At 72.4% G+C, this 12,570-nt stretch carries 11 protein-coding genes; 4 read left to right on the plus strand and 7 right to left on the minus strand.

The window, feature by feature from the left end:
- The 6 genes from LZ017_RS18385 to LZ017_RS18410 form a co-directional block, all read right to left on the minus strand.
- Entirely contained in the window at window positions 1-1,266 is a 1,266-nt protein-coding gene (locus LZ017_RS18385) for an efflux RND transporter periplasmic adaptor subunit (protein ID WP_241398366.1), read from the minus strand.
- 43 nt (window positions 1,267-1,309) lie between these two features.
- Entirely contained in the window at window positions 1,310-2,788 is a 1,479-nt protein-coding gene (locus LZ017_RS18390) for an efflux transporter outer membrane subunit (RefSeq protein WP_241398367.1), read from the minus strand.
- Window positions 2,769-3,290: a MarR family winged helix-turn-helix transcriptional regulator gene (locus tag LZ017_RS18395; RefSeq protein WP_241398368.1), complete on the minus strand. Its 522-nt coding sequence runs from the start codon at window positions 3,288-3,290 to the stop codon at window positions 2,769-2,771. Before LZ017_RS18395 ends, LZ017_RS18390 begins: the two co-directional genes overlap by 20 nt.
- 107 nt (window positions 3,291-3,397) lie before the next feature.
- The gene (locus LZ017_RS18400) at window positions 3,398-3,937 is read right to left on the minus strand and encodes a GNAT family N-acetyltransferase (RefSeq protein ID WP_241398369.1); all 540 of its coding nucleotides are present in this window, start codon (window positions 3,935-3,937) and stop codon (window positions 3,398-3,400) included.
- Window positions 3,931-4,479, minus strand: a complete 549-nt coding sequence (locus LZ017_RS18405) for a GNAT family N-acetyltransferase (RefSeq protein WP_241398371.1) — start codon at window positions 4,477-4,479, stop codon at window positions 3,931-3,933. Before LZ017_RS18405 ends, LZ017_RS18400 begins: the two co-directional genes overlap by 7 nt.
- A gap of 163 nt (window positions 4,480-4,642) precedes the next feature.
- Complete coding sequence (locus LZ017_RS18410; RefSeq protein WP_241398372.1) at window positions 4,643-5,665, minus strand: sensor domain-containing diguanylate cyclase; 1,023 nt, start codon at window positions 5,663-5,665, stop codon at window positions 4,643-4,645.
- Between the two features lie 201 nt (window positions 5,666-5,866).
- On the opposite strand from LZ017_RS18410, the gene LZ017_RS18415 reads away from it, so the two are divergent.
- Entirely contained in the window at window positions 5,867-6,394 is a 528-nt protein-coding gene (locus LZ017_RS18415) for a hypothetical protein (protein ID WP_241398373.1), read from the plus strand.
- Here the strand turns inward: LZ017_RS18415 and LZ017_RS18420 are convergent.
- Window positions 6,391-6,963, minus strand: coding sequence for a GNAT family N-acetyltransferase (locus LZ017_RS18420; protein ID WP_241398374.1), 573 nt, complete (start codon window positions 6,961-6,963; stop codon window positions 6,391-6,393). The two genes, LZ017_RS18415 and LZ017_RS18420, sit on opposite strands and share 4 nt — an antisense overlap.
- 298 nt (window positions 6,964-7,261) lie before the next feature.
- Here LZ017_RS18420 and LZ017_RS18425 point away from each other — a divergent pair, with 298 nt between their 5' ends.
- The 3 genes from LZ017_RS18425 to LZ017_RS18435 are packed head-to-tail and all read left to right on the plus strand — an operon-like array spanning window position 7,262 to window position 12,545.
- Window positions 7,262-8,884, plus strand: a complete 1,623-nt coding sequence (locus LZ017_RS18425; protein WP_241398375.1) for a PAS domain-containing methyl-accepting chemotaxis protein — start codon at window positions 7,262-7,264, stop codon at window positions 8,882-8,884.
- Window positions 8,885-8,933: 49 nt separating this feature from the next.
- A complete protein-coding gene (locus LZ017_RS18430) occupies window positions 8,934-10,781 on the plus strand; it encodes an ABC transporter transmembrane domain-containing protein (protein ID WP_241398376.1) in 1,848 nt (615 codons plus the stop codon).
- A 57-nt stretch (window positions 10,782-10,838) separates the two neighbouring features.
- A complete protein-coding gene (locus LZ017_RS18435) occupies window positions 10,839-12,545 on the plus strand; it encodes a mechanosensitive ion channel family protein (protein WP_241398377.1) in 1,707 nt (568 codons plus the stop codon).
- Window positions 12,546-12,570: the final 25 nt, after the last annotated feature.

A 12,570-nucleotide genomic window follows, 5' to 3' on the forward strand; every position in this document is an offset into this window, starting at 1 on the left:
TCAGGCCTTGCCGCCGGTCTTGGCCGCGGCTTGCGGCTTCTTCTGGCCCAGGTGGGTCGCGATGATGCGCGTCACGGCCTCGTCGGCCGCCTTGTCCTGGGCGTCATAGATCGCGGTCTGCGCGGCCGGCGCGGCGCGCGAGCCCTGGGCCAGGCTCTGGCCGTCCTGCTGGCGCACGTCCACCTCGGCGACCATGGACAGGCCCACGCGCAGCGGATGCTCGGCGACTTCCTTGGCATCCAGCTGGATGCGCACCGGCACGCGCTGCACCACCTTGATCCAGTTGCCGGTCGCGTTCTGCGCCGGCAGCAGCGCGAACGCGGCGCCGGTGCCCGCGCCCAGGCCCTGGACCGTGCCGTGGTATTCCTGCTTCTTGCCGTAGACGTCGGCGGTCAGGCGCACCGGCTGGCCCATGCGCAGCCGCGCCAGCTGGCCTTCCTTGAAGTTGGCGTCCACCCAGACCTGTTGCAGACCCACGACCGCCATCAGCGGATTGCCGGCGGCGACGCGCTGGCCCGGCTGCACCGAGCGGCGCGCGACCCAGCCGTCCACCGGCGCGAGCAGCTCGGTACGCTGCAGCGCCAGATAGGTTTCGCGCACGCGCGCCGCGGCGCGCAGCACATTGGGATGCTGGCTCACGTCCACGCCCTCGGTCAGGGCCTGGTTGGATTCGCGCTGCTCGCGCGCCGCCAGCACGGCGGACTGCGCCGCGGCCACCGCGCTGCGCGCCGCGCTCAGCTGAGCCTGGGCGTGCTCCAGCTCTTCCTTGCTGACGGCGCCGCTGGCCAGCAGCGGCTGGCGGCGCTGCACGTCGGCCTGCAGCCGTGCCATCTCGGACTGGGCCCGGGCCAGCTCGGCCTCGCGCACCTGCACCTGGGCGGACAGCGTCGCATTGTTGGCATAGAGGGTGCGGACCTCGCGCACGGTCTGCGCCAGCTGGGCCTCGGCCTGCTCCAGCGCCACGCGCGCATCGGCCGGGTCCAGGCTCACCAGGCGCTGGCCGGCCTTCACGTAGTCGGTGTCGTCGGCGAAGATGGCGCGCACCGTGCCGCCGACCAGCGGCGTGATCTGCGCGACATTGGCCTGCACATAGGCGTTGTCGGTGCTCTCGTAGTTGCGGCCCACCAGCCACTCGTAGCCGAAGTAGGCCAGCGCGCCCACCACCACGACCGCGGCCACGGCGGTGAGGCCCTTCTTGCGGGCGGGATTGGCGGCGGGGGTGGAGGCGGCAGGGGCGGCGGGGGCGCGGTCGTTGGAATTGCTCATGGTGTCGGCGTGTTCTTGAGGGTGCGTTCTCGACGGCGGGCGTTCAGCCGCGCCGTGCCGGGTCGGTGTTCGGGCCGGTGGCGGCGTCCAGGCCGCCCCCCAGCGCGCGGATCAGCAGAATCTGGGTGTCCAGCGACTGCGCCTGCAGGTCCAGCATCTGGCGCTGCTGCAGCAGCTGCTGCTGGCGCGCCTGCAACGGCAGCAGCTGGTTGGCCAGGCCGGCCTGCTCGCGCGAGTGGGCCAGCTGCAGCTGCGCTTGGGCATTCGCGAGCAGCTGCTGCTGGGCCTGCTGCTGCGCCTGCAGCGCGCGCAGGCTGCCGTAGAAGTCGGCGGCCTCGCGCGCGGCGTCCAGCAGCGTGGCGTTGTACAGCGCCACCGCGGCGTCCTGCTCGGCCGCGCTGCCGCGCAGCTGGGCGCGCAGCCGACCGGTGTCGAACAGCGGCAGGCGCAGCGCCGGGCCGACGCCCAACTGATGGCTGCCCGACTTGAACAGCTGGTCGAAGCCGATCGAGCTGAAGCCGGCGAAGGCGCTGATGTTGACGCTGGGATAGAACAGCGCGCGCGCGGCCCGCACGTCCTGGGCCGTGGCTTCCACGCGGGCCCGGGCCGAGGCCAGATCGGGCCGGCGGCCCAGCAGGTCCAGCGTGGGCTCACCCTGCCAGGCCAGCGCCGCGGGCAGCCGGGCCTGCAGGTCCTTCAGCGCGTCGGGCCCCTGCCCGCTCAGCGCGGCCAGCTGGCGCCGCAGCAGCGCCGCCTGGTCCTGCAGCGCCAGCAGCTGGCGCTGCAGCTCCGGCACCGGCGCCTCGGCCTGGCGCAGCGCCTGCGCGTCGTCCAGGCCGGCCTGGCTGCGCTGACGAATCAGCTGCAGGCTCTGCTCGCGCAGCGCGATCTGCTGCCGCGCCAGGTCCTGCTGCGCGAGGTTGCGCGCCAGCGCCATGTAGCCGCGCGCGAGGCCGGTCGCCAGGCCCTGGCGGGCCGACTCGGCCTCGGCCTCGGCCATGCGTTTCGTGCCCAGCGCCGATTGCAGCGCGGCCTCGTGGCGGCCGAAGAAGTCCCACTCATAGTTCAACCCCAGCTGCACCGTGGCGGTGGTGCGCACGCTGCCGGCGATGGGCGGCGGGTAGAGGCCGTGCTCCGGATAGCGCTGGCGCATCGCGTCCACGCCCAGGCCGAACGTCGGCCGGTCCGCGGCTTCGGCATGGCCGACCAGCGCCTCGGCCTTGGCCACGCGGGCACGCGCCAGCGCCAGGCTGGGCGACTGCGCCAGCGCCCGCTCGATCAGCGCGTCCAGCTGGGCGTCCTGGTAGCCCTGCCACCAGCGCGACTGCGGCGCGGACGTGCCACCGTCCGGCAGGCCCAGGGCCTGCGGCGGCAGCTCGGGCTGCGCCTGGGGCAAGGTCGGGATGGGCGCGCAGGCGGCGGCCAGCAGGGCCAGCGCCAGCGCGGCGGCCAGCACGGCGGGCCGGGGCTGGCCCGGGCGGCCGGCCAGGGCGGCGCGGGAATCAGGAACGGGCGTCGTCATCGGAGGCTTCCTCGCTCTTCTTGTGGGCCAGCGCCTGGCCATTGGCGACCATGCGCTGCAGCAGGTGAATCAGGGTGCGGAATTCGGTCTCGGTGAAGCCGGCCAGGTGCGCGTTGAACACCTCGGACAGCACCTCGGGGGCCTTGCGCAGCCGACGGTGGCCGGCCTCGCTGAGGGAAACGGTGACGACGCGCCGGTCCTCGCTGGAGCGCTCGCGCTGGATCAGGCCCTTGGCCTCCAGCCGGTCCAGCAGTCGGGTCATCGCCCCGCCGTCCATCGCCAGGTCGCGCGCCAGCGCCGCGCTGGCGGTGGGCCCACCGAAGCGCAGACGCAGCAGCACCGGCCACTGGGCATGGGTCAGGTCATGCGGGCCCAGCACGCGGTCGGCCTCGGCCACCATGGACTGCTTGATCTGGCGCATGAGCCAGCCCAGGCTCTCCTCGCTGGAAAAGCTGTCGGCACGGTAGAAACGAGCCGGCTCGCTCGGCTTGTCGATCGACATGGCAGCAGCGCACACAGGCGCCTCGATACAGTTGAGGCGGCAATTATTGCCTAGGCAGTAATTGCCCTTGCAAACCTGTGGATTTAGGCGTCGGACGCCCGGGCGCGCTAGAGCGAGAAGACCATGGCCACCCGGTCGTTCAAGCCCTGGGCCGCCTCCTGGGCCAGCAACTCGGCCAGATGGGGGAAGCCCTGCACGCCGTCGCCGCGGGGCTCGAGGGCACGGAAGCCCGCGCCGGCGTAGAACGGCGCGTTCCAGGGCAGCGAGCGGAAGGTGGTCAGGGTGCAGGCCCGCAGTCCGCGCTGGCGCGCCTCGTGCTGTACCAGCGCGAGCAGGCGCCGGCCGATGCCCCGTCGCGCGACCGCGGGCAGCACGTCCATTTCGGCCAGATGCAGGCAGCCCGCCTCCTCGCGACACAGCGCAAAGCCCAGCACCCGCCCCTCCCAGTCCAGACAGACCCAGGCGCAGCCGGCGGCAATGCCGGCTTGCAGCGTCTCCAGCGGCGTGACCTGTCCGCTCAGCGCCGGCGGCAGCAGCTCGCTCGGGAACATGTACGCGGCGACGCGCTCCACCTCTTGCATCGCGGGCGCATGTTCGGGCCGCGCCGGCCTCAGGGTCCAGCCCAGGCCCACGGAGGCGCTCAGCATGGGGGCAGCTCGTAGAGGTCGCGCGCCATGCCGTCGGGAAAGTCCGGGCGTCCGACGCGGACGCCGCCCAGGCGCAGCACCAACGCACGCGCGGCGGCGTTGTCGTCCTTCATGTAGGTCTGCACCGAGGGCCAGCGCCAGCCGTCATAGGCCTGGCGTAGCGCCGCGCGCGACGCCTCCAGCGCCAGCCCCTGACCGCGCGCCTGCGGCAGCAGCCACCAGGTCAGCTCGCGCGGCCAGCCCAGGCCCTGCCAGAAGCCGCAAACGCCAACGATGGCGGCGTCCGCGCGTCGCTGCACCGCCCAGACGCCGAAGCCCTGCAGCGCCCAGCTGCCCAGGTCCGCGGCCAGGCGAGCCCAGGCGGCGCCCGGCGTCAGCGGTCCGCCATAGAAGTACGAGGCCTGGGCATCGGTGTAGAAGCTCTGGTAGGCGGCGGCGCAGGCCGGCCCCGGCGCCAGCAGGCGCAGGCGCTCGGTTTCCAGGACGGGGATCTCCAGCCGCGGGGCGGCGTCGGACGGGCGGGACGGCAGGGCATCAGGCATCAGCGGCGGCAAAGGCAGGCGGTGGCGAAAGCGGATCGAAGGTCCGGGCGAACGGAGGCACCGGGCGCGGACAAGCCTAGCCCAGCACCGCCCCGGCCGCAGCAGCCCGCGGCTTGCAGGGAGCGCCGGGCGCGCAGGGCGCGCGGCTGTCGCCCAGTCGGATTCAACGCAGGTCGGCCACGCCGCTCAGCGTGGTCTGGGCCTTGGTCCAGGACTTGGCGGCATACATGCGCTGGTCGGCCAGTTCCAACAGCTCGTCCGGCGTGCTTCCTTCCTTGGGAAAGATGGCATGGCCGACGCTGGCGCTGAGCTGCACTTCGCAGCGCTCCAGGCACAGCGGCGGCGTCAGTGAATGCTGCACGCGCTCTTCGATGGCCTGGACGGTCTGGTCGCCCTCGACATGGCGCAGCAGCACGCCGAACTCATCGCCGCCCAGCCGCGCCACGGTGTCGGTGGCACGCGCCTGGGCCTTGAGCCGCCGGCCCAGCTCCACCAAGGCTGCATCGCCGGCGCGATGGCCGTGGGTGTCGTTGATGGGCTTGAGCCCGTCCATGTCCAGGATCAGCACCGCGCCCATCGCGTGGTCGTAGCGGGCCTGGGCCACGGAGCTGCGCAGCCGCTCCATGAACAGCGCCCGGTTGGCCAGCCCGGTCAGGGCGTCATGCGTGGCGCGGTGCAGCAGCCCGTCGGCGTCGTAGCGCACCGCGAAATACATCGCCGACGCCACCACCTGGCACAGCAGGCGCAGCAGTTCGATGTCCAGATCGTCGATGGCCTCGAAGCGCGGCGACATGGCCTTCAGCACGCCGACCACCAGATTGCCGTGCTGCAGCGGCACCACCACCATGGAGCCCAGCCCCATGCTGCGGCAGGCCTCGCGGTCCACACGGGGATCGCGCGTGACGTCGTCGCTGCGCAGCGGGGCGCCGCTCTGCACGCACAGGCCCGACAGGCTGGACTCGCGCCGCAGCCGCAGCCCCAGCTGCGGCTTGGCCAGACCGGCGGCGGCGCGGTAGACCATCTCGTCGCCCTCGGCGAGTTCGATGGCCGCGCCTTCGACATTGATCAGGTGGAGCGTGCGCTCCACCACCAGATTCATCACGCCGCCCAGATCCAGCCCCATGCGGGCGATCTCGGCCTGGATCGCGATGACCTCCAGCAGCTTGCTCTTGGAGGGGAGCCTCATAGGCAACACCCTGAAAAGCGCCAGTGCCTGGCGCCGCAGTCGGGCCCGAACCGTTCCAACGGCCTCTGATGCCCCATTGCCCCCTGCGGCCCCAAGTGTCGCACTGTCGGGACCCGGCGGACGGTCACGGGCCCTGCGTTCAGGTGGGGGGGCGACGAACGGTTCTTGCGCGCGGGACCGGCGCTGACCTAAGGTGGCGCCATGCACCGCAACGCGCTCACGGCCCTGGCTGCGCTGGCCCTGCTGAGCGCGGCTCCGGCCGTGGCGCAACCCCTGGCCGACGCTGCGCCGCCGCCGCGGCGCAATGTCTTCGGCGACCCGTTTGTACAGCTCAGCAGTGCCTGGCCCGGCTGCCCACAACCCGCCGGCCCCTTCATGACCGCCAGGGAGCAGCGCGAAGCCAGCCACCGCCGCGCCGAAAAGGGCACAACCTGCTGGCTGGCCGGCCAATGCCGGCAGCACAGCGACTTCCTGGAAGACCCGGGCATCGCCGCCGCGCTGCGCGAAGCCGCCGCAGCGCGGCCGGCGCTGCTGGCCCACACCACGCTGTGGGCCACCGTGCAGGGGCGCGTGGTCTACCTGGAAGGCTGCGCGGCGGACGCCGCGCTGGCCCCGGCGCTGGAAGCCTGGGCCATGGCCCTGCCCCAGGTCCAGCGCGCGCTGGCGCTGCTGCGCACGCCGGCGGACGGTGCGCGCACGCCCTACAAACGCCTGGACGATCCCGATTAGGCGTCCTGCGGACGGGACCTCGCCCACTCGTCGGCCGTGATCTCGTAGACATGGCAGTCCATGTCATACCAGCGCTCCTGGCCCTTGAGCCGCATGCCCAGGCGCTGCATCACGCGCGCGGACGCGCCGTTGTCCACGTGGCAGACCGCGCACAGCAGCGGCGCCTTCAGCTGCGCAAAGGCGAAGTCGGCCATCACCTGCGCCGCCTCCGACGCATAGCCCTTGCCCCAGCAGTCCGGGTGCAATCGCCAGCCAATCTCCAGCGGGTTGGCGGTGTCGCGCGCCAGGTACTGGATGCAGCCGGCGCCGACGATGCGTCCGCTGTCGCGCTCGATGAGACTCCACCACGAGGTGCCCCACTCGGCCCAGCGCGCCATCACACGCTCGATCATTTGCAGCGTCTGCTCGCGCGTCTCGGGCTTGCCGGTGATGTAGCGCATCACCTCGGGGATGCGGTTCATCTCGTGCAGGCCGTCCAGGTGTTCGGGCCGCATCGGCTCCAGGCGCAGGCGATCGGTATGCAGGATGCTCATGGGCGTCGTGATCGGGGTGTCATCGAAGCGGCTCATTCTGCCGGCCGGGCCGTGGGCATCGGCAAGTCATGCCGGCGCCGAACTGCGGGTGTGCCACAGCGGCTTGACATGAACTTGACGCGCGCAAGACCTGACCCCCTCGCCGGCCGCCGCCCCGGGGGATGCGCGGATTCATGCACGATGAGGACGGACCGGCTGTTGCTTGCCCGCCCATTCTTGACTCGTGCTAACACAAAGCGCGGTATTCGAACTATTCTTCACGTTCAAAGACGAGATGGGCGACGAGCGAACCCTCATCGGCTCGCTGGTCAGCCTCCAATGACAGGAGAGGCGGATGCGTATCAACAATCCGGTCACGCAGCGGGAATTCCCTTTTCCCCCGGGTCAGACGCTGGTCTCCGTCACCGACCCCAAAGGACGCATCGTCTACTGCAACGCTGCCTTCGTCGAGGTCAGCGGCTATGCGCGCAGCGAGCTGCTCGGCCAGCCGCACAACCTGGTCCGGCATCCCGACATGCCGGAAGAAGCGTTTCGCGACCTGTGGGCCACCATCGCCGAAGGCCGCCCCTGGGCGGGCTTGGTGAAGAACCGCCGCAAGGACGGCGACCACTACTGGGTGATGGCCAACGCGACGCCGGTGCGCCGCGAGGGGCGCACCGTGGGCTATCTGTCGGTGCGCACGGCGCCGACGCGCGCCCAGGTCGAGCAGGCCGACCGGCTGTATGCGCGCATGCGCAAAGAGGCCGAGCAGGGCCGGCCGCTCACGCGCCTGCGCCATGGCCGCGTAGTGCGCGGCGATCTGAGCGGACGCCTGGGCCAGTGGCTGACCGGCGGCCTGGCCGGGCTGGGATCCAGCGGCGCGCTGATGCTGACCGCAGCCATCGCCGCCGCGGCGCTGGGCAGCGCCCTGCCCTGGCTCAGCTGGCTGCCACTGGTGCTGCTGCTGGGTCTGTCTGCCCACGCCCTGCAGCGCCGCGCCGCCGACCGACGACTTGCGCAGTTGCTCGACAACGCGCTGCAGCTGGCCGGCGGTGATCTCAGCCGCGAGCTGCCGGTGGAGAGCAGCGGGCTGATCGGCGAGCTGCAGCTGGCGCTGCGCCAGCTCTCGGTCAATCTGAAGACCGTGATCGGCGACGTGGCGGCCGAGACGCGTCATCTGCGCGAGGCGGTGTCCGAGATCTCCAGCGGCAACCAGGACCTGTCCTCGCGCACCGAATCGCAGGCCGGCAGCGTGCAACAGACGGCGGCCTCCATCGAACAGATCCATGGCACGGTGAAGCAGAGCGCCGCCTCCGCCCAGCAGGGCGTGCGGCTGGCCGACCAGGCCGCCAGCACCGCCAAGGAAGGCAATGAGGCGGTGGACGGCGTCGTGCATGCGATGGAATCCATCTCCGATTCGTCGCGCCGCATCGGCGAGATCACCCATGTGATCGAGACCGTGGCCTTCCAGACCAACATCCTCGCGCTCAACGCGGCGATCGAGGCGGCGCGCGCGGGCGAAGCCGGCCGCGGCTTCGCGGTCGTCGCCGGCGAGGTGCGCGCGCTGGCGTCGCGGACCGCCGGCGCGGCGCGCGAGATCAAGCAGCTGATCGCCGAGGCCGGTGAACGCGTGGAGGCCGGCAACCGACAGACCCTGGCGGCGCAGGAGCGCATGCACCAGGTGCTGCAGTCCTTCGGCCGCGTCAGCCAGCTGCTGACCCAGGTGCATGCGGCGGCCAGCGAGCAGCAGGATGGCGTGGCCCAGGTCAACAGCGCGGTCGCGCACATCGACAGCATCACGCAGCAGAACGCCGCGATGGTCGAGGAACTGGCCGCGTCGGCCCAGGCGCTCAACAGCCAGGTCGGCAACGTCACCGAGACGCTGCAGCTGTTCCGGCTGGACCCCGCCCAGCCTTCCATCGCCGAGCGCGACGCGGTGCAGATGCGCCGCGACGGGGTGCAGCCGGGCCTGACCTGAGTCCCGTGGCGGCCCTGGGCGTCGTCCGTCGCCGCTCTACACTGGCCCGATGAGCGCCCCACCCCGCCACGCCGCCACCCCCGACTCGCCCGAGGACCGACCCGCCGCCACGCCGACGCCCGCCGACGCCGCCGCGCGTGCCGCCGCCTTGCGCGGGCTGCTGCCCTCGCTGTGGCCGTTTCTACGCCCCTACCGCGGCCGCATCGCGCTGGCCTTGGTCTTCCTGCTGCTGGCGGCCGGCGCGACGCTGGTCTTCCCGCTCGCGCTGCGCGAGCTGATCGACCAGGGCCTGGTCGCCGCCGACCCCGGGCAGCGTGCGATGGCGCTGCGCGGCCACTTCCTGTGGCTGTTCGCGGCCGGCGCCGCGCTGGGCCTGTTCTCGGCGCTGCGCTTCTATGCCGTCACCTGGCTGGGCGAACGCGTCAGCGCCGACCTGCGCAACGCGGTCTACGCCCATGTGCTGCGCCAGAGCCCCGGCTTCTTCGAGACCACCCGCACCGGCGAGGTGGTGAGCCGCATCACCACGGACACCACCGTGGTGCAGAACATCGTCGGCTCCAGCCTGTCCATGGGCCTGCGCAACCTGATCATGGGCCTGGGCGCGCTGGCGTTGCTGATCGCCACCAATCCCTGGGTGATGGGCCAGGTGCTGGGCATCCTGGTGCTGGTGGTGCTGCCGGCCATGGCCTTCGGGCGCCGCGTGCGCAAGCTTTCGCGCGCCAGCCAGGACCGCGTGGCCGACACCAGCGCGATCGCCGCCGAGATGCTGAATGCAATCGATGTCGTGCAATCGCATGCGCAGGAGGCGCGCGAGGCGCGGCGCTTCGCCGAGGCCAGCGAGCAGGCCTTCGACACCGCGCGCAAGCGCACCCGCGTGCGCGCGCTGCTGGTGGCCTTCATCATCAGCGCCACCTTCGGCGCGCTGCTGTGGGGGCTTTACCAGGGCACGCAGGCGGTGCTGGCCGGGCGCATCAGCGCCGGCCACCTGGGCCAGACCGTGGTCTATGTGATCCTGCTCGTGTCCTCGGTCGCGGTGCTGGCCGAGGTCTGGGGCGATCTGCTGCGCGCCGCCGGCGCGACGGAGCGGCTGATGGAGCTGCTGGCCGCGCGCTCGCCGGTGGCCGAGCCCGAGGCGCCGCTGGCGCTACCCCCGCGCGGCGGGCCGGCGCGCGTGAGCCTGCAGGGGCTGCGCTTCCACTACCCCTCGCGGCCGGACCGCGCCGCGCTGGAGGATTTCGCGCTCGAGATCGCGCCGGGCGAAACGGTGGCGCTGGTGGGCCCCAGCGGCGCCGGCAAGAGCACGGTGCTGCAGCTGCTGCTGCGCTTCTATGAGGCCCAGCAGGGGCGCATCCTGCTGGACGGCGTGCCCATCGACCGGCTGCGTCTGGCGGAGCTGCGCGGCCGCATGGCGCTGGTGCCGCAGCACAGCGTGGTGTTCTCGGCCAGCGCGCTGGACAACATCCGCTACGGCCGCCCCGACGCGCCGCACGAGGCGGTGATCGCCGCCGCCCGCGCCGCGCATGCGCACGAGTTCATCGAACAGCTGCCCGAGGGTTACGACAGCTTCCTCGGCGAACGCGGCGTGCGCCTGTCGGGCGGGCAGCGCCAGCGCATCGCGATCGCGCGCGCCATCCTGCAGGACGCGCCGCTGCTGCTGCTGGACGAGGCCACCAGCGCGCTGGACGCCGAAAGCGAGCGCCTGGTGCAGCAGGCGCTGGACGAGGCGATGCGCGACCGCAGCACCCTGGTCATCGCGCACCGGCTGGCCACGGTGCAGCGCGCCGACCGCATCGTGGTGATGGAACAGGGCCGCATCGTCGAGCAGGGGCGCCATGCCGAACTGGTGGCGCGCGGCGGGCTCTATGCCCGCCTCGCCGCGCTGCAGTTCGCGGCCTGAGCGGGAACGCGGCACAGACAGGAGACGCACATGGTGATGGACATGTGGGCAGGCATCATGAGAGCCATCAGGCCCTGGGCCGCGATGTTGCTGCTGGCGCTGGCGCCCATGGCGGTGATACCGCTGGCGGCGCAAGACCTGACCCCACCACCACCGGCGGCGCCCGCGTCGGCCGCCTCCGCCGATGACGGCGTGCCGCTGCGCTTCTTCAACCGCGAGGTCTTCGTCTTCCGTGCCGGCAGCCTGGGGCTGACGCCGCAGATGCGCCAGCGCCGCGCCGCGGCGCAGCTGCGCGAACTGGCCGAGCAGCCGGGCGCCGCGCTCGTGGTGAGCCTGCAGCGTGACCAGGACGCGGTGGCGCTGCTGGTCGACGGGCGCCTGGCCTTCTGGGTCATGCCCGGCGACCTGGACGCGCCGGGCGACGATGCCGCGCACGCCGCCGCCGTGCAGGCACTGGCGGAGCTGAGCGCGCAACGCCTGCGCCAGGCGCTGGCCGAGCGGCGCGAGGCCGGCGACTGGCGCGCGCTGGCCTGGAGCGCGGGCCAGGTGCTGCTGGGCCTGCTGCTGCTGTGGCCGCTGCTGTGGGTGCTGCGCCGCGTCCACCGCGGGCTGCGCCGGCGGCTCACGCGCAGTGCCGCCCGCCATGCCTCGCGGCTGCGCGTCGGCGGCGTCACCCTGTTCAGCGGCGAGCGCGTGATGGGCGCGCTGCGCGGCCTGTCTCGCCTGGTCTATGCGGCGCTGTCGCTGTTCCTCGCGTACGAATGGTTGAGCTGGGCGCTGCAGCGCTTTCCCTACACGCGGCCGCTGGGCGAGCGGCTGCAGGGCCTGCTGCTGGACAGCCTGGCGCTGATCGGCGGCGGCATTGCCACCGCGCTGCCCAACCTCGTCGTGGCGCTGCTGATCTTTCTGCTGGCCCACTTCCTGCTGTCCGGGCTGCGGCCTTTCTTCGACCGCGCCGAGGCCGGCCAGGTGGACCTGGGCTGGCTCAACGCCGACACCGCGCGACCCACGCGCCGGCTGGTGCAGACGGCGGTCTGGGTGTTCGCGCTGGCCATGGCCTATCCCTATCTGCCGGGCGCGCAGACCGAGGCCTTCAAGGGCCTGACCGTGCTGGTCGGGCTGATGGTGTCTCTGGGCGCGACCAGCGTCGTCGGCCAGGCCGCGGCGGGGTTGATCCTGATGTACACGCGCACGCTGCGCGTCGGCGAGTTCGTGCGCGTGGGCGACCACGAGGGCACCGTGGTGGAGATGGGCGCCTTCGCGACGCGCATACGTACCGGCCTGGGCGAGGAGCTGACCCTGCCCAACGCTCTGATCGCATCCAGCGTGACGCGCAACTACTCGCGCACGGTCCAGGGCCAGGGCTTCGTCTGCGACACCACGGTCACCATCGGCTACGACACGCCGTGGCGCCAGGTCGAGGCCTTGCTGATGCTGGCGGCCGCGCGCACGCCGGGCGTGCTGAGCGAGCCGCGCCCGCGCGTGTTCCAGACCGCGCTGTCCGACTTCTACGTGGCGTACCGCCTGGTCGTGCAGGCGCATCCCAGCGAACCTGGGCCGCGCGCCCAGGTGCTGAACATGCTGCACGGGCAGATCCAGGATGTGTTCAACGAGTTCGGCGTGCAGATCATGTCGCCGCACTACCTGGGCGACCCGGACCAGGCCAAGGTCGTGCCGCGCTCGCGCTGGCACGAGGCACCGGCCGGCGCGCAGAACGCCGCGGCCGCCGGCCCCACGCCGGCGCCGCCGGGCGCCTCGACCTAAAATCCGCCGCTGCCCTGGAGTGCCC

It is taken from the genome of Pelomonas sp. CA6 (assembly GCF_022549225.1).
Lineage (GTDB): Bacteria > Pseudomonadota > Gammaproteobacteria > Burkholderiales > Burkholderiaceae_C > Roseateles.